The sequence below is a fragment of the Paenibacillus massiliensis subsp. panacisoli DSM 21345 genome (assembly GCF_000426545.1).
Lineage (GTDB): Bacteria > Bacillota > Bacilli > Paenibacillales > Paenibacillaceae > Paenibacillus > Paenibacillus panacisoli.
Genome location: NZ_KE384535.1, coordinates 226,920 through 246,669, shown reverse-complemented (window position 1 = coordinate 246,669; position 19,750 = coordinate 226,920). Strand labels below are relative to the sequence as shown.

Annotated in this window: 9 protein-coding genes; 1 reads left to right on the top strand and 8 read right to left on the bottom strand. The window is 49.3% G+C overall.

The window, feature by feature from the left end; translation table 11 throughout:
• The 7 genes from K331_RS0126665 to K331_RS0126635 all read right to left on the bottom strand — a co-directional run.
• A partial coding sequence (locus K331_RS0126665) for a non-ribosomal peptide synthetase (RefSeq protein ID WP_211237363.1) occupies positions 1-6,667 on the bottom strand: 6,667 nt, incomplete at its 3' end.
• Positions 6,668-6,823: 156 nt separating this feature from the next.
• A complete protein-coding gene (locus K331_RS0126660; RefSeq protein WP_028592665.1) occupies positions 6,824-8,722 on the bottom strand; it encodes an ABC transporter ATP-binding protein in 1,899 nt (632 codons plus the stop codon).
• On the bottom strand, positions 8,697-10,568 hold the full coding sequence (locus tag K331_RS0126655; RefSeq protein ID WP_028592664.1) for an ABC transporter ATP-binding protein: 1,872 nt from the start codon (positions 10,566-10,568) through the stop codon (positions 8,697-8,699). Before K331_RS0126655 ends, K331_RS0126660 begins: the two co-directional genes overlap by 26 nt.
• Before the next feature lie 353 nt (positions 10,569-10,921).
• Positions 10,922-11,716: a thioesterase II family protein gene (locus K331_RS0126650; protein WP_028592663.1), complete on the bottom strand. Its 795-nt coding sequence runs from the start codon at positions 11,714-11,716 to the stop codon at positions 10,922-10,924.
• 740 nt (positions 11,717-12,456) lie between these two features.
• On the bottom strand, positions 12,457-13,242 hold the full coding sequence (locus tag K331_RS0126645) for an aminoglycoside phosphotransferase family protein (RefSeq protein ID WP_051290062.1): 786 nt from the start codon (positions 13,240-13,242) through the stop codon (positions 12,457-12,459).
• A 96-nt stretch (positions 13,243-13,338) separates the two neighbouring features.
• Entirely contained in the window at positions 13,339-14,640 is a 1,302-nt protein-coding gene (locus tag K331_RS0126640; RefSeq protein ID WP_028592661.1) for a pectate lyase family protein, read from the bottom strand.
• 285 nt (positions 14,641-14,925) lie between these two features.
• A complete protein-coding gene (locus K331_RS0126635; protein WP_028592660.1) occupies positions 14,926-16,089 on the bottom strand; it encodes a cation:proton antiporter in 1,164 nt (387 codons plus the stop codon).
• A gap of 965 nt (positions 16,090-17,054) precedes the next feature.
• Between K331_RS0126635 and hflX the strand changes: the two genes are divergently transcribed.
• The gene (gene hflX, locus K331_RS0126630; RefSeq protein WP_028592659.1) at positions 17,055-18,365 is read left to right on the top strand and encodes a GTPase HflX; all 1,311 of its coding nucleotides are present in this window, start codon (positions 17,055-17,057) and stop codon (positions 18,363-18,365) included.
• Between the two features lie 99 nt (positions 18,366-18,464).
• Here the strand turns inward: hflX and K331_RS0126625 are convergent, their stop codons facing one another.
• Positions 18,465-19,622: a glycoside hydrolase family 88 protein gene (locus K331_RS0126625; RefSeq protein WP_028592658.1), complete on the bottom strand. Its 1,158-nt coding sequence runs from the start codon at positions 19,620-19,622 to the stop codon at positions 18,465-18,467.
• Positions 19,623-19,750: the final 128 nt, after the last annotated feature.

The following is a 19,750-nucleotide window of genomic DNA, read 5'->3' as shown; positions in this document are numbered from 1 at the left end:
TGATCCACTCCAGGTCGCTGTCATCCCCGGCATAGAGCGACTCGTCATCCAGCTCCAGCACCCGGCGCAGACGTAGCTCATCTGCCGCCTTGGACCCGGAATCAGCCCCCGATGCTTCCTGCTGCTCCTGAGACTTATCTGCTATCCCCAACTCGTTAGATGTCGACAGACCTTGTTGAGCTAACAGTTCTTGCTCGGTTAATAGTTCCTTCTGTGCTAACAATCCCTTTTGCGTCAGCAGAACCGTCGCCCCGCTATCCGCCAGCATGAAGCGAATACGCTCAGACGGATAGTCTGCATCCAGCGGCACATATGCCCCGCCAGCCTTCCACACGGCCAGCACACCAACGAGCATATCGACAGAGCGCTCACTCAAAATACCGACAATGGATTCGCGCCCGATGCCATTCTCGCGCAATCGACGTGCGAGCTGGTTCGCCCGTCTGTTCAGCTCACGGTAAGTTAACTGCTGCTCCTCGTACACGACAGCTACATGCTCAGGTACGAGCTTCGCCTGCTGCTCCACATATGGATGGAACAAGCCCGCAACACCTGTCGTATCCAGCCCTTCGAGTACACCAACAGAGGCAAAGCCGTCAAGGATGCTAGCTCTTTCATTAACCGTCACCAGCTCCAGATCATCAACCCGGGTGTGTGGGCTACTAATGACTTGTTCCATGACGTGCACCCAATGCTCGGCAATCTGCTCGATCGCTGAGCGGTCAAATACGAGCGCATTGTATTCGAGATGAACATGGATGTCGTCGCCAGGTACGATCGTAATGTTGAAATCGTAGTTCGTCTGCTCAGACATAGACGCATTCGCAATGGTGAAGCCGCCTGCATCTCGGCTGCCCATCTCCTCCATGCGCTGCTCCACAGGGTAATTTTCGAACACCATAATATGATTGACGAGGTCCTGCTTTTGCTCCGTCAGAGCCTGAATTTCATACAGTGGATATGTCTCATAAGAACGGGAAGCCAGTGCATGCTCCTGTGTCCGTTTCATCAGCTCTGCGAAAGTTACTTCTTCCTCACTATGAATGCGCACGGGGACGGTATTAATGAACAAGCCGATCATTTTGTCGATACCTGGGATATCTGCCGATCTGCCAGATACAACGCTGCCAAATACCACATCACGACTATTGTTATAGCGCTGCAGTACCACACCCCATGCGGCCTGTAGCAGCGTATTGACAGTCACTTGCTGCTGCTTGACCAGTGAATCCATCTGCTGTGTCAGCTCACGACCTAGCGTGAAGGACAGCTTGTCTGCTTCGTAGATCTTGGCCTGAGCATCCAGCACCTTCGCCTGTGGCAGTATGGTCTGCTGCTCGAAGCCTGTGAAGTAATCCCTCCAGAATCGTTCTGCCTCCGTATTGTCCTGACGCTCCAGCCATTCGATATACTCACTATACGGGGTAACCGGAGCAAGCTCTGGTGTGCGTCCTGCCAGCACATCAAAGTACGTATTGAAGGCTTCCCCGACAATAAGGAACAAGCACCAGCCGTCCATCAGAATATGATGGAAGCTCCACACAAAACGATAGCTCTCCTCATCCGTACGCAGGACAGACACTCTCATTAGCGCACCTGTACTAAAGTCAAAGCCCTCAGCCTGATCACGCTTCGCATACTCAGTAATATAGCTGCTCTGCTCTGACTCTCCCATAGAACGAAGATCCTCAAAGCGGAAATCCGCCGCCTTATTGCGATACACCACCTGCAAAGGCTGCTCATGCCAGCCGCTATAAAAATTCGTCCTGAAAATCTGGTGGCGTGCCACCAATTGATTAAGACTGTGCGCAAAAGCCTCGATCTGGAAGCTGCCCTGCAGCTCAAATGTCGCCTGCTCAAAGTACGCACCGGATTGCGGCTCCATCAGTCCATGGAACAGAATCCCCTTCTGCATCGGTGTCAGGGCATAGATATTGTCCAGCTCACCCGCTGCCGCAGTCTGGGTCACAATATGCTCCAGCTCTCCAGCCGTCAGTCCCTGGAAAGACAGATCGCTCGGCGTCAGCTCCGGCACTTCCTTGCCGACACAATGTGCCAGCACATCCTGCAAGCTTGTCCGAAGCAGCTCCGCAAGCTGTTTGATCGTTTTCTTCATAAAAGTCTTACTGCTATAGCTGATCGTCAGCTCCAGCACCCCGCCTGAGATCATACTGTTCAGATCCAGTGCATAGCGCTTCGTCAACGTATCGCTAATGGACGCACCGCTGGAATAGGTGGACATACGGAAGGCACTATTGCTCAAATCCTGGTCGAATTGTCCCAGATAGTTGAAGCTAATCTCTGGCTCGATCATGAACGCAGGAGAATTCTGCCCCTCCTCGTTGCTTTGTACCGCTTCCTGCTCGCCTGCCTGGGAGGACAAATAACGTAAAATGCCGTATCCAACCCCTTTTTGCGGAACGCGGCGCAACCCTTCCTTGACGCATTTGACACGCTGACCTACATCCTGGCCCTCACCCAGATCCAGTACGACCGGGAATTGACTGGTGAACCAACCGACGGTACGTGTAATATCCACATTCGGCACAAGGGCTTCACGGCCATGGCCCTCCAGATTGACCAGCACCTGACTGAGGCCTGCCCACTCATGAATAGCGATGCCAAGCGCAGTCAGCAGCAGGTCGTTAGCCTCTGTATTGTAGGCACGGTGAGCCTGCTTCAGGAATTGCTCTGTCTCCTCCGCCGTCCATGTCACGGTAAGTGTACGATCGTCACGCAGCTGTGGCTTAGCATCCGATTTGCGCACATAATCCTTAGGTAACTTGGCCTCAGCTGCTTCGGTCCGCTCAATTCCTTGCCAATACGCACGCTCCTTATCTAAGGCTGCACTGTGCGCATACTGTTGCAACCCGTCTGCCCACATCTGGAACGAATCGGTCTTATTCGGCAATTGGACAGACTCTCCCCTTACAGCCTGCTCATAGCCAGACGCCAGATCCTCCAGCAAAATACGCCAAGATACCCCGTCAACAACCAAATGGTGAATTGCAATCAGCAAATGGTCTCCGTCCGCACAACGGAACAGACCTAATCTTACCAATGGGCCATTCTCCAGCTGGATGCTGCTTTGAATATCGTTAGCTTTCTCCTCCAGTAGTCGAGCAATATCTGCCTGGCTAGACATGTGGGTTAGATCTACTACATCCAGATTGTAGACTTCGCCATCCTGTATACTGCGATTCCAAGCCTCATATCCGCCATCATCAGACTGACGCAGGACGATCCGCAGCGCATCATGATGCTCAACTACTCGCTGGATAGCCACTCGAAGAGCAGCTTCGTCCATATGATCCTCACGATGCAGCAGCAAAGCCTGATTGTAATGCTCAGGGTTCGCAGGCTGCTGCTCAAGGAACCAATGCTGGATTGGCGTTAACGCTACCGCACCTGTCACTTCGCCTTGATCTGCAATACGAATCACCTGCTGCACCCGCCCACTCAGTTCGGCAATCGTCGGATACTGGAACAGCTCTCTCATTTCCAGCTTGTAGCCATTTTGCAGCAATCTTGAGGACACCTGAATAGCCTTGATAGAGTCACCACCCAGGTGGAAGAAGTTATCCAGCACGCCGACCTGCGGAATACCCAACACAGACTGCCATACCGACGTCAGTACACTCTCGACAGCGTTGCGAGCAGCCACATAATCCTGACCCGTGTCAATACGCCCCTCTGGTTCAGGCAATGCGCGGCGATCCACCTTACCGTTCGGTGTCAGTGGTAGCTGAGGAAGTTCAACAAAATACGAAGGTACCATATAAGCCGGTAGCTCTTGACTGAGCGCACTACGCAGCTCATGCATGGTAGGTGCTACCACTGTATCTCCATCCTCAGTAGCCTTCAGCACAACATACGCACACAGCTGCTTTTGCCCCTGGTCATCCTCTCGTGCCACGACCACGGCTTCATGCACGACCTCCAGCTTCAGCAGTTGGGCCTCCACCTCACCTAACTCGATCCGATAGCCGCGAATCTTGACCTGCGCGTCAATCCGCCCCTTGTATTCCAGCGTCCCATCAGCACGCCAGCGCACGAGGTCACCCGTCCGATAGCAGCGCTCACCGCTGCGGAAAGGGCTATCCATGAATTTCTCTGCTGTCAGGTCTGGTCGGTTGCGATAGCCGCGGGCCACACCGTCTCCTCCGACGAGCAGCTCCCCCCACGCTCCGACAGGCTGCAGCTGTAGAGCACGATCCACGACATACGCAGTTGAATTCGTAATTGGGCTACCGATCGGCACCGCTTCTGTCTGCTCACCTGAAATCGCATGCGTTGTCGAGAAGGTCGTGTTTTCTGTCGGTCCATAGCCGTTGATCAGCTTCAGCGATGGATGGGCCTTCAGCACACGATTCACATGGGGCACAGACAGCACATCCCCACCAATCAGCAGCTCCTTCAGCCCTGCGAACAGCTCTACATCCTGCTGGGACAGCTGGTTGAAGAGCGGTGCCGTCAGCCACATCGTGGTAACCCCATGACTGCGCACAGCTTCCTTCAGCTTAGCCGCGTCCAGAATAACATCCTGGCTAACCAGCACGAGCTGGCCACCATTCAGAAGCGAGCCCCAGATCTCAAAGGTGGACGCGTCAAAGACAACCGCTCCCGTCTGCAGAATACGCGTATCTTCACTCAGCACAGCATAGCTCGTATTCTTCACGAGCCGCACGACATTACGATGCTCGACCATAACCCCTTTTGGCTGGCCTGTCGTTCCCGAAGTGTACATTAAATAAGCCAATCGAGTGCCGAAGGCTTCATCCTTTTCTATTCCCTGATCACTCATGGTCGAAAGGTTTTTATACTCATTTTTCACATTTGAATAATCGGTATATTCCACGTATTGACGCCCTGCTTGTGCTTCATCCAGCGTATACGCACCTTCTCGAGCATCCATTCCATAGATAGATACGTCGCTCAGATTCAGTACGATTCCATCGTAATCATCTGGTCGTTGCTCCGCACGTTGTACCAGCAGTAGCTGTGCCTCGGAATCTGTCAGCAGATAGCGGACTCGTTCAGACGGATAATCCGGATCGATTGGTACGTAAGCACCGCCTGCCTTGAGAATAGCCAGCATGCCCACGATCATATCCGCCGAGCGGTCAGCAACGATACCCACGGTCCGTTCAGCCGTCACGCCATAGCTGCGCAGTGTGTGCGCCAATTGATTAGCTTGCTCATTCAGCTGCCCGTAAGTCATTCGCGTGCTGGCAGAGATAATCGCGATCTGATCTGGTATGCGCTCAGCCTGTTCCTCGAATAGCTCGTGAATGCCTGCATCCTGCGGATAGTCTACTGCTGTCGCATTGAATACATTGAGGACTTCAGAGCGCTCTTCTTCGCTGATCAGCGATAATTGTTCGATACGCTTTTGCGGACCAGCTACCATGTGCTTCGCTACGCTCAGAAATTGACGGATGATTAGTGCAATTTCCTGCTCGCTGAACAGCTCTGTACGATAATCCAGATAGAGCACGAGTCGATCATCATCCAGCATTTCGACCATATGCATATCAAAGTCATTTACGGTATCGCCGCAGAAATCATTGAGTACCTGCTGCAAGGCTTCGTCAAAGCGTGAGAAGCTCAGTGTACGATATTGGATCGTCACACCGAACAGGCGCTGAAGGTCCATATTGTTCTGCTGCTCGCGTAAATCCTGAATAATCTTGTTATAAGGATAGCGCTGATGTCTAAGGATGGATGACTGCTCCTTGCCGACACCCTGCAGGAAGCTCAGTAATTCTGCCTCAGGCTCGACCTGCAGCCGCGTCGCCACAGTGCTCACGAACATGCCTACTGTATCTTTCTCCTTCTTGGAAGTCCGGTTCGCATATAGCGTACCTACCGTCAAATCCTGCTCGCCCGTCACCTTATGCATGTAAATATACAGAGCAGCCAAGAAGAATGTGAAGATACTGGTCTTATGCTCTTCGCAGAAAGCCTTGACCCCACGATACAGCTCATCCTCCAGCACAACACTCTCGCGACGCGCAGTAGTACCTAAAGTAAGCGGATTGTAGGATTTCAAGCCGGTGATTTCCGGTACATCAGCAAATTTCTCAGTCCAATAGGCCTGATCCTTCTCATAGCGGTCCGATTGCTCGTAGTTATGCTCTACCTGAATGAACTCCAGATAGGCATTTTCTTTAGCTGCGGAATCTTGACCATGTACGATATCTATGTAATGACCCGTAATTTCATTAATTGCCTGATTCATCGATACGCCGTCGGAGACGATATGATGCATTTTGAAATTGTACCAGGTCTCCTCCGCATCAAGCTGTAAGATCGCAAAGCGATATAATTGGGATTCCAGTACCTTGAAGGGCTGTGGATTGTGCTGCTGAACCCATGCCTCAGCTTCTTCAGAAGTAACATGGAGCGTCTCAATCTCCTGCTCAGCAAACGGAATTACGTGCTGGTAAGGGACGCCATCCTGCTCCGTGATCCTGATGCGGAATGAATCATTGTTTGCTACGACTCGGTTCATCGCTTGTTGCAATGCATCTATACGAATTGCCCCCTGGATTTTGACTGTAGCGATAATGGTGGAGGTATTACGCTGGGGGTACAGAAGCTCCGTGTACCAAATACGCTGCTGTGGCTGGCTTAATGGAAACAGTTGAACATTGCTCTGTGTCATACGTGTCTCGCTCCTTACAAATTGTAATATGATCAAGAAACTGCACTTACGCCTGAACGTTGCTTACTGTTCATCTCTTCAACATGCACAAGCTCATCTTCCAAAGCTGCTATTTCCGACAATGGTTATCCCTGAAGCTACTGTCTCATTCGAATGTCAGGCCGATTGCTCCTGAGGCTGCTTGCGGGACTGAATGTCATACATCTCCGCATAGTGCCCTCCCATCGCCAGCAGTTGCTCATGGGTTCCTTGCTCTTTCAATTCTCCCTCAGCAAGGACACAGATACGATCCGCCTGCTCAATGGTTGATAAGCGGTGAGCGATCACCAAAGTCGTGCGGCCCTTCATCAGCGCAGACAATCCCTGTTGGACTTCGTACTCAGCTTCCGCATCCAGTGCAGACGTTGCTTCATCCAGCAGCAGGATCGGCGCATCCTTGAGCATAGCCCGCGCGATCGCAATTCGCTGACGCTGTCCACCTGACAGGTTCGCTCCACGTTCGCCGACGAGCGTGTGATAGCCCTCCGGTAGCTCCGCAATGAACCCACTGGCATAGGCCAGCTTAGCTGCTGCCGCAACCTGCTCATCGCTGGCATCAGGGGAACCAAAACGAATGTTATCGGCTATCGTCCCATGGAACAGCGTCGCCTCCTGTGGCACATAAGCAATCCAGTCGCGGACCTCATCCAGTCGACAGACTCCGGCGGAGCGGTCACGAATCCTCAGCTCACCTTCATCGGGTGGATAGAACCCCAGCACCAGCTTCATGACGGTGCTCTTGCCGCTGCCACTCGGACCAACAAGGGCAGTCACTTTGCCTTCGGGCACCGTCAGACTTAGCCTTCTGAGCGCCGGACGATCTGGCTGATAGGCGAAGCTGATATCCTGCAGCTCTAATGCCGCAGGGCCTCGCTCCAAGGATGGATCCTCAACAGCGATCCGTGGTGCCGCCCTGGAATCGTCACTCTGGCTTACCTGCCTGATCGTTTCCATAAGCCCCTCTGCACTCAATCCGCCCACTGCCTCGGGCTCCCTCTTCACAGGATGCTGTTGCCCCAGCAGCGCCGCCGGGAACTTCTCTTTCTCTAATGGTTCATCCAGCACCTCGCGGATCCGTGCCAGACCTGCCAAGGAGTTCTGCAAGAGGGATACCGCTGCACCAAGCTGCAGGAATACCGTCGAGATTCCCGTTTGCAACTGTACAATTTGACCCAGCACGCCAAGCTGCATCTGATTCTGAGACACCAATATCAAACCAGCGACAAGTACACCGCCCAGCGCAAGGAATTCAACGAGAAAATTACACATATCTTGCAGACCCATTTGCCGCCCCTGACGGATGCTAGTATGACTCACTTGCTCACTGGCTGTATTGCACAGTCCGCCTACTTTGTTCCTTAATCCGAACAGCTTTACTACTTGCAGACCAGTGAGTAAATCACTCAGCCGTTCTGTAAATGTGCTTAGTCGTCCCTGCAGCTCCTCGCTGGTATGACGCATTCTTTTGGCAAAAAAAGCATTGATCCATGCTGAAGCGAGTCCCAGTATTATCGCTGCAACACCAAATCTCCAATCTAGTGCCAGCATGATGGTAAGCGAGCCGATAAATAGCGCAACCTCGAGAATGATCGAGCGAATATGGTCTGTATATGCCTGCTCCAGCGTCTGTACATCATTCGACATACGGGACACCAGATCACCAGAGTGTCGTTTCTCAACTTGGGCGTACGATAGATTAACGATGTGCCCGAACAATCTCCTGCGCACCTCGGCAATAGCCAGTCTCACACATTTCATATACATATAGCTGCATAATGGAGACACCAGGCTTAATACGATAAATGTCCCGGTGACCAGATAGATCGCTCTGTATAGCTCCTGCTCTTCACCACTCACAGCAAAATTCAACAAATAATGAACCACAAAGGATAGCAAAATCGTAATGCTTGCATTGGTCAGACTATTGCCAATCAAGCCAGCAAAGTACCATTTCCGATGGGGCTTCATCAGGGACATCAGTTGCCGGAACTCATAGAACCCCTGCTTGAAGGTCAAGCTGCTCACTCCTTTCCTGCGGCGTAGAGGAAGCTATATCGGAATCCTGCTGTTGCTCCTCGAAATTCTGCAAATACAGTCTCTGATATACACCGTTATGGGCCAGCAACTCCTCATGCGTTCCCGACTCTGCAATCCGGCCCTGGTCGAGCACAATAATCCGGTCCGCCTGACGAATCGTGGATAGCCGGTGCGCGATGACCAGTACTGTTCGATCCTGCATTACGGATTGGAGTGCTCTCTGCACCATTGCTTCTGATTGGCTATCTAGTGCCGATGTAGGTTCGTCCAGAAGCAGCAATGGTGCATTCTTCAGAAGGGCTCTGGCAATAGCAAGTCGTTGCTTCTGTCCACCGGACAATCCGCCGCCTCGCTCATTCAAAACGGTACCGTACCCCTCTGGAAGTCGGATGATAAAATCATGGGCATGTGCAGCTATGGCTGCCTCGACAATTTCCTCTCGCGACGCCTCCATGCGCCCATATCCGATATTTTCTGCAACGGTAGCCGGAAAAAGCGATGGCTCCTGAGATACCATCGATATTCGGCTGCGAAGGTCAACTAAATCCCAGCTCGGTAGGCTCTTTCCGAAAATGCTAATCGTTCCACTCTGCTGCCCATCCTCCAGAAATCCACATAGAAGCTTGAAGATCGTGCTCTTTCCACCTCCACTGGCCCCTACGATGGCAACCATTTCCCCTTGTCTGATCTTGAAGCTAATTTCCTTCAGCACCAGGCTGTCTTCGTCGTAGCCAAAGCTGACATTATCCAGACAGACTACAGCAGTCTCTTCCAGAGGATGTTGCTCATCCGTTGTGCGTATTGCCCCTGTGTTGGTGCCTTCCCCCCCATGTGTAGCTTCCTTCTGAAGGGCGTAGCTACTATCACTCTGGCGTTCATTGGACCAATCCAGCACCTCAAACAGATGCTTAGCAGCTCCAGCCGCCTCCTTCATCTGTGAAATGATTGTAGGCAGCATTGAGATTGGCTGCAGAATGAATGAGATCAGGTAGAGGAACAGAACAATGCCACCAGCGTTAAGTTCTCCTTGTGCAATCAGGTAGCCGCCGTACACAATGACCAGAATAATGGGTGTAGCCAGCATCATGACACCGACAGGCGTAATGGCTGCATAGCGTTTCTCCAGCCCCAGTCCACGCTTGATGACATCCTCCATAATCACCATATATTTCTTCATCAAGATCGCCTGCATGTTAAAGGCCTTGATGATGGGGATGCCTCCGATAGCATCCTGTGCCACAGCGTTCAGGTTCGCCAACTTCTCCTGCAACTGCTCCGAATATTTCTCAATAGGCTTACTCATGAATGAGGTGATAATCAGTCCTATGGGCATGAGTGCCAGGCTTGCGAGCACCAGCTTCCAGCTTGTCATGAGCAGCAGCGTCAGAGATGCCACAAATACTAGCGGCAGATAGAACAAATTCGCGAACTGCTGAATGAAAAAGCTTTGTAATACAGCAGTATTGCTCGTCAAACGGGATACCAGGTCACCCGTGAACTTCCTTTCTACGCTCGACACGGGTAGATCACAAAACTTATGTACGAGGTCTTCTCTTAAGTCGCGCAATGCGCCAACGCTAAACCGCACTGAAGCATACCTCATGACGAATTTGCACGGCAGACCTATGAGCATCATCCCTCCGACAAGTGCAACCATGCTCCAGGTGGATGAGAAGGCTCCTTCTGCCATTTGTTCAATAGCTTTGCCTAAAATGATATCTATTGCTGCCAGGCCTATAGAGGCTACGACGGTCAAGAATACCCACAGGTTATACGGTCTGACATAATGTGCGAGCCTTCGAAAAGCAGAATTAGATCGGAACAAGGACATCCCTCTTTTTCGCTACTCACAACTATTCCGTGCGAGTTTTTTTGAAGTTGCAATGGAGCTTGTAATATACCTGCCAATGCTCGATATAAGAGTGTCTGTGTTATGAGATGAAGTGCTTTCTTGGTGCCAGCAGTTTCACTAAGACACGGCTTAGAGCACAGTGCCTTGTTAAGAGATGTCGGTAGGTGCATTCGCTAAGATTTCATATGAGTGTGTGGTATATTGCATGTTAGCTGTTGTGTAAGCTGCCATGATCGTGTTCGCGTAGAGCTGCGATAGGTGGACATTTAGCTTGTGTCTAAGCTGTGGTTACAATACTTGGAGCTGCGGGTGTATTAGAGTGTAGGTTAGTTAGAGCGATATGTTGTGTATGTTGCAGCGTGCTTATGTTCTGCTGAGCCCAACAGGATATTAACGATTTTATGGATGACTTCCTGCTCTTGCTCATGAATGAAAAAATGATTGCCATCAAACATATGTACCTCAATCGCCGAGGTTGAATGCTGCTGCCAAGCCTGTAGCGAGTCCGTACTGACTTCAACATCCTGACGTCCTCCGAACACAGTCACCGGACAGGAAAGCGGATTCCCCTGCTTATATTCATACCTCTCACAGACCTTGAAATCTGCGCGTAGGCGCGGCATGATCAGTTGCATTAATTCTCTGTTCTGCAGCACTTCCTCGGGAGTTCCCTGCATCAAACGAAGCTCCTCAATGAATGGATCGTCCGCGAGCTCATGAAGCCGTTTTTTAGAATATGGAAGCTGCGGTGCGGATTTGCCCGATACAATCAGATGGACGGGAAGCTGGCCTGTACGGATATACAGTTCTCTGGCTGTCTCAAAAGCAAGTAACGAGCCCATACTGTGACCGAAGAAAGCAAATGGCTTGTGCACATAAGGAATCATGGCCGGAACCAGTGCGTCTACGATATCTTGTAGGTGCTCCATAGGCTCTTCCATGGAGCGACCTTCACGTCCAGGAAGCTGTATGGGTAGCACCGCAATATCCGGGGCAAGTCTGGACTTCCACGAAGAAAATATGGAAGCGCCCCCGCCGGCATAAGGAAAGCAAAATAATTGCAGTCTCTCAGCCGGATGAGCTACGGTCTTCGCCAGCCAGCGTTGTGACCGATTCATCATACATGGATACCTCCATTCTCTATTCAATTCAGGATGATACATCTATTACAGGGAAATCCTTGTAATGGATGTATTCTTCCAGCAATTTCTAACTGGTTTTAAATATACAAACTTTAAATCGCCTTGGCATGGGACAAAAGAACCTAATTTATCCAATTCATAAATATATATGTTAATGCAATTTATTACATTTAATTTCGGTTTTTCAAATACTTTTTTTCACTTTTGGAATTAATTACCTGATGTTTGCGGAGTGTTATTTTGTTTTAAAATCATACTTTCTATATTCATGCAGTATGTAAAAATAACTATTAAAAATTTTGATTATTCAGAAAAACGCCTTGGTATCAAAAGATTTTTTATTTACATATCCTTAACATGATGCTAACAAAATGAACATGTTTTCGCAGTCTAAATTGTATGTTTTACCACTGTTGATTTTATCGTCCTAATTAATGGTAATTTTATTAATAACACTGCTTACACTCTCTATTATTAACTCTTTAAATTTAGATTAAAAAAGCGTTTTTTATAGTTCCATGTACCTATAACACTACATAAATATGTTGACGTTTAGTCTAATTTTTTTAGTGATCTATTAATTTTGACGGAACCCATTAACGACATAATCGTATATGTGCCCCTTATATCTAAACACTCACCTGAGGTTATCTGGCAGCAAAAAAAGCGGAATTCCCCTTTCACAGGAGATATCCGCTTCGCTGATCTTCCTTAATACACTAGACTATGATACCCTTTGTTATCTGCTGCTCATTCTTGCGTAAGTACTCCATATCATTCACATACACACTCAGATGTCCATCCTGGATATGAGACTGAAAATCCTCGTTCCCCTGCTTGGCTTCATTTCGCATGAATTGGGTTAGGGCTTCAAGCCGTTCTATAAGTATGCGGACAAATGACTCCTTACCCTCCAGGCCAATTCCATAAGTATCAAGGAACAGTCGGGCTTTTCGGATATGCTCGTCCAAGTCACCTTGAGCATCTGGATGCATGGGAGCGTTAAATGGTACCCAACGATAGACCGCATAGGCGACATCCCACATTCTTGGTCCGGGATGCAGCGTATCAAAATCTATCATCCCCACCGCCTGATTCGAAATAATTGTAACATTATAAGGAGCAAAATCCCCATGGCACATGACCTCAATCGGGCTTACCTTCTCCAGCATCCAGTGCTCCTGCCCCGTCAGATGAGCAAGATTCCTCTCACTGTATTGATGAAAGGTCCTTAATAGCCTTGCTGCCGATACGAGCATGGAGTCTGCCAGCATGTGATCAGGCAATGGATAGTTGAACACTTCGCCAGGCATATAGGAGACCTGCTCCTGCTTCAATTCATTCATGCCATAAGGCATGGGAACAAATTCAGCTCCTTCGGCACGAACAAAACGCAAAAAGGAATGAACATCGTTAGTCCAAGCCTGAGCAGGTCGCACGACTAACCTGCCGATCTTTTGAATTTTACCACTTCGTCCCCCAATTAATTGCTCGTGATTCTCCAAGTACAAGCACACCTCACTTCTTATTTAGCAAAATACGCTTGGCTCATTGCCACGATGGCATCATCCACAATGATTCTACCAGAAGTTGCAATGCTATTACTCCAATTCTCTGGAAAATTGATATAACCATTCATCCATCCCTTGTTCAGGCACATGTAATGTGCGATAAGTGGGATTCGAATCCGGGTATCCTCCTACGTCTTCCTGGCTATCAATCAGTTCTCCTCGACCTGCAAGCACGTCGGAGATAATTCGCTGATCCGTAGCATCACGATCCTTAGGTCTTGCTCCAGCACGCGTGGTAACCTCCTTCAAGACTGCCGAAGCAGGGACAGCTTTCAGCCCTTGAATCCACACAGGAGGATTGCTGAGTTCTACGATCCCGCCAAATGTCAGCGGAGCAGGCTTGTCTTTCTGATCATAAGCAAGATTATCCTCAAGATAGGCTGAGCCGCTCTTACTGTTCGTACCTACCAGTCCCAATCCTTGCACCGTGTCTGCACCGTGCCGCAAATAATTCCCAACAATACTGACCCTTGGTCCTTCCGGTGTAATGCCTGTATTGGCCCATTCCTTCTCCACATAGCCGAGACGGATAGCCCATTTTCCCGGATTATAGATCACATTGTTCACAATGACGCCCGTCGCGAATCCCTTGAACCACGGATTACGCTCCATATTATGGGCATACAGATTACCGATTACAGCCACATCCTGGACATAATCATGAACAAGTGTACCCATAGAATGAGAGCCCTTCTCGTGTACTGAATGATTCAAGCCTTCAGCGATAATATTGTTGCTTAGCGTTACTCTGCGTGTAGTCGCTTCAGGACCATTCGTTCGTGGACCGGAGAAAGACATGTTCTCATCCACACCCCAGGAGAAGGAGCAGTGATCAATAACAATGTTATACGCAGAGGCACCATAAGTGGACACATCCGGCTCAAAGCCTGAACCCGGTGCACTCTCAGCATCTCCCATGCGGAATCGGACATGCTGCATTAGCACATCATGTGTACGGATCTGCATACCTCCTCGTATGAATGTGATGCCTGGCGAAGGGGCCGTCTGACCTGCAATAGTTACATAAGGCTCTCTTAGATCCAATCTCTCCTTCTCCAAATCAATGATTCCGCCGACTTCAAATACGATTATACGCGGCCCTTTAGCCGCCAATGCCTCACGAAATGAACCTGGTCCTTCGTTGTTCAGATTCGTAACTTTGATCACTTTCCCACCCCGGCCTGCTGGCGTATCCGTCCCAAATCCCACTGCTCCTGGAAATACGGGCTCAGCTCCAGCTTGTCCTGCTCCTGCCACCATGATCCAAGACCACAGCAACAGCATACATATGCTTACTTTTCCGATGCACTGCATTCTGCTACTTACTTTCATAAGTACACTCTCCTTTATGTTTAATTTGATGACAACGCTTACAACTCTAATATAACTTTTTTTGAGAAAAACTCCATCTTTTCCAATATAATAAATGCTGAATCTTATTTCGAACCCGTTATTATTGGGTTACTTGCCGAGTACCTTACTTTTGCTAAGAATAAAACACATCTCCTAGCAACAAAAAAACACCTCCAAGAGCATCTCCATATCTCACGACATGGCAGCATTCTCTCGAAGGTATTTAGATTAAGGAACTGGAATAATAAAACTACCAGAGAAATGCTACTGTTTAAGCGATGTATTCCTATTGATTTTATCGACAAAAAAGATTTTGAGCAGCGGTGGTGCCACCAAAGTAGTGATTATGATCATCATAATTACAGAAGTGAAGTACTCTGGTAATAGCAGTCCACTCTGCAGACCCATGGCTGCTATAATCAGGGCCACCTCTCCGCGGGAGACCATCCCTGCTCCGACAGCAAAGGCTTTCTGATTGGAAAAGCCTGTTACTTTGGCCCCCAGTGCGCCCCCGAGTAGCTTGGATATAACCGCAGCAACTGTCAGAATCACCATAAAGCCAAGCTGATCAAGTATACCTTCAAAGGAGACGTTTAGCCCTATGCTTACAAAAAAAACGGGCACGAACACGGCATAAGCAATGGGTTCGATTTTCTTCTCCACAGTGGTTCTGAATTCCGTCCGTGAGACAGCCAGCCCTGCTGCAAAGGAGCCAATAATTCCTGCCATCCCCATAAGATCTGCAAAATAGGCAAATCCAAAGCAAATAATCAGCGCGATCGAAATAATCGGCTCACTAACCTTAAGCCTGGACAATGACTTCATAAGTCTGGGGACCACTAGACCGCCTACAACCACTATAACGGCAATAAAGATTAGCTTTTTACCAACAACTAGTCCTAGCGCTGTCTGCTCTCCCGCTCCGAGAAAGCTCATCATCACAGCCAGCAGGATCACGACCAGGACGTCATCCACTACAGCTGCGCCCAATATAGTCGTTCCTTCACGAGAATCAAGCCGATTCATTTCCTTAAGTACCTGTACTGAAATGCTAACAGAAGTCGCACTGAACAGCACACCCATGAACAAGGTGTAATTCAGTCCCCATCCGAACATACCTGCAACCGCGGAGCCTGCAATAAAGGGTAGAATAATCCCACCAACAGCCACTGCAAAGGCTGGCTTCCATTGGCGGCGCAATTGTTCCAAATTCGTCTCCAGGCCCGCTATGAACATTAGGAGCAAGACGCCGATTTCAGAGAAATAGTGAATGAAATCATTACTTTGCACTACACCCAACAGCGCAGGTCCCAATACAATTCCTGCAATCAGCTTTCCGAGAACCGCTGGTTGTCCTATACGTACAGACACATCCCCGGCCATTTTTGTAAATAACAATATAACAAGAAAAGTTAGAATAAACTCCACAGAACTCTCCATTTTATTGCGGCATGCACACATATTTTCGATCGACTGATGACAAATATAAATCACCAATAGTTTAAAATCAATACGATTTTTAAGGCTTCTATAACCCTCTACAACACGCGAAATCTCCAGCGATCATCCCCCGGGATTCCTACGATGCATAACCCTTCAAAACATCTATAAAATCCATCTGATGATGCCTTGTAATTTTTCACGTTATATCATTAACCAAATATTGTGATAAAGATTCATTAAAAGGAATTTTATGTATGTATCAACCCTAAAACATGCTTCTGTTTATCATGATTTGCCATAAATGAAGCAGACATTCAGTAGCATTTCATACTAGTTCCTCATCTCCTTCATTAATCCCATTGACTGGGCGCCGTAACCCATGCTATATTTGGTATACTTTTACATGAACGGAGGGTTAGGTGTGATACATTTTATCCGGATTCGCACTTTGCGTGGCTAATTTAGAACTTGCCCCAAGGATCTGCCCGTAGGCAGAGGAATCAGGATAGGTCTGTCCACTTACCCATTCTGCAGGGTTGCCAGCTCCCTTTGTATGACTAGAAGAGCTATGTCTCCCCTGCTATGACGAGTAATCGCCTTCATCTAACGCTTCACGTCCATGAATTCATCAGGTCAACGGATGATTATGCTTGCAATTCCAGTAAGCTGAACCTTCTGTACGCCCCCCTTCTGGACTAGGCTTCGAGCTCAAGGCTTATCTAAAATACGTAGCTACTGGTTGTACATCCGCAATCTACGGACCAACCTTCTCTTGCTACGCTACTCGTCTTCTAGGAATGTGACGGTATGGGTTCACTCCATCAACCAACTGATCTCCTTTTGCTTATGCACACAGGCAGCCTTGCCTGTGTTTTTTTGTGCTTCTTGGGGCCGAATACTCTGCATTAGATGTACTACCCGAATGGACAATAAGAAAGGATGATTCATATATGAAAGAAAAGCGTAACAAAGTATTACTCGTAGGTGTTCAATTACAGCGGCAGACGGATTTTGAATACGGCATGGAGGAGCTGGCTAATCTGGCGACAGCCTGCGATCTACAACCCGTAGGAGAATTGACGCAGAAGGCTGAACGCCTTCACTCATCTTATTACATTGGCCGCGGCAAGCTTCAGGAACTGCAAGCCATGCTGGAGGCACATGACTCGCCGGCTGTTATCTTCAACGATGAGCTCTCCCCCTCGCAGATTCGCAATCTGGAGGCTGTCCTCGACTGTCGGATTATCGACCGCACGATGCTGATCCTGGAGATCTTCGCTGAGCGTGCTCAGACACGTGAGGCTCAGCTACAGGTTGAAGTAGCTCGACTGCAATATATGCTGCCAAGACTGGTAGGCAGTCGTGAGAGCCTGGGACGCCAAGGGGGCGGGGCTGGATTAAAGAATCGTGGTTCAGGCGAGACTCGACTGGAGCTGGATCGCCGCCGTATTGAGGAGCGAATCACGATGCTCGAAGCAGAGCTCACGAAGCTAGCTGCAAGACGCCAACAGCTACGTAAGCAACGCCGCAAGAATGAGGTGCCTGTCGTTTCACTTGTAGGCTACACCAATGCGGGCAAGTCCTCGCTGCTGAACACCATGCTGGAACGATATCACCCTGGTCAAGGCAAGCAGGTCTTCGCACATGATATGCTATTTGCTACACTGGAGACGAAGTCCCGCAGCATTCGTCTGCAGGGCAATCGCTCGATCGTACTGACGGATACCGTCGGCTTCGTCAGCAGGCTGCCGCATCATCTGGTCAAGGCCTTCCGTTCTACTCTTGAGGAAGTCGCGGAGTCGGATCTGCTACTGCACGTTGTTGACTCCTCTCATCCAGAGCAGCAGGCCCACATTCAAGTAACACGTGAGACCTTGCGTGAGCTGGGCGCAGATCAGGTTCAGGAGTTCATGGTCTATAACAAAGCAGATCTAACCCATGAGTCCTACCCACGTATTGAGGGGGATGCCATCTACCTGTCTGCACACCAAGCCATAGGCATCGATGAATTATCGAACATTCTGACCGAGCGCCTATTCCATGATGAAGTCCAATTGGAGATTCTTGTTCCCTATGATAAGGGTCATATCGTCTCTTACTTCAAGAGCTATGCTGAAGTCACCTCAATGTCCCACGAGGATGAAGGTACCCGGATGAGCGTACACTGCAGCCCGGCAGATATGGAGCGATACAAGGATGAGATCGTGATCTATGATCTCCCCTCTCAGCAGGATACAGCTACCGTATCTGCAAGTGACTGAGAATATCACGTAGGAACATCTAATGCACTACAGGGGATGCCCGGACCAGTATTGGCGAGGCATCCCCTTTTTTTTGAGCTATAGCATCGCTAATCTCTCTTACCAAAAATACAGATCCTGACCCTTCAGCTTCAGTATCGCTTCCATAAAGTAATAGTCACCGTAGATGATTGATTGATGATGCTCCTTGTTGTGATAGGATGCGGAGCCGTTCTTGAGGAAGCAGTCGTTATCTGTGCTCCAGTCCGTACGCGTCCCATCTAGTGCTTGCAGTAATCTCAATGCCGCTCCAAGGTACAGTTCCTTTTCATAGGGCCCGACTACCTTGGAGATTTCGATTAACCCACATGCTGCAATAGCGGCAGCGGTAGAATCCTCGTAAGCGGGTTCCTTGGGCTGTCTGAAATCAACCGGGATGATGCCGTCTGCTGGAATATTAGCTATAAAATAATGAGCAATGCGCTTGGCAGTATGCAGATACTCTTCTTTGCCTGTGTGCCTGTAGCTCATCATGAAGCCATACAATCCCCAAGTCTGCCCCCGTGTCCAGGCTGAGCCGTCCTCATATCCCTGCCCACCATAGGTTTTGACCACACCACCCACGAAAGGATCGAACTCCACAATATGATGGACAGAGCCGTCGGGTCGGACGAAGCTGTTCATCACAGTGTCTGCATGCTTCATGGCGATGTGCTTGAAGCGAGGATCTCCAGTCTCTGCGCTGGCCCAATAAAGGAGTGGAATATTGAACATACAGTCGATAATTGCCCAACCGCGGGTATCTTCATTCGGGAGATCGTTCCACGCACGGATGAATTCCCCAATTGGATTATAGCGTCCGGCGAGGAGATTGGCGGCATGAAGTGCCCTTTTTCGTGAATCAGGATTGCCTGTTAATTGATAATTTGCCACACTGGTCGGCAGCCACATGAACCCTACATCATGATGCAGACCGTAGAATTGCTCAAAGCACGGATCAAGCTTATCCTCCAACAGGTTGGCATACTCCTTGTACTTGTTCTCACCAGTAACGTGATACATCTGCCACAGCATACCGCCCCAGAAGCCATTCGTCCACCAATTGATACCATTGTCGGCTGTACCGCTAGGATTCCACGTCCCCCGATCATCATGCTCACCCTGAATCGTGGTATAGGGAATTTTATCTTTGGATTTGTCGCTTACCCAATCCATTTTGTCTGTCATTCTTTGCAGCACATCCTGCAGCCATTCCGTAGATTGATCTAATGTCAGCATAGAGCACAGCCCCACCTTCGTTCATATATTCTTACATTCCTGCAACTGCGGTGACCCTACATCTATATGAGTGCATGAGGACTATAACAAAACGTTAAAAGTCCACTGGACTCGATTAGCGACCTCAG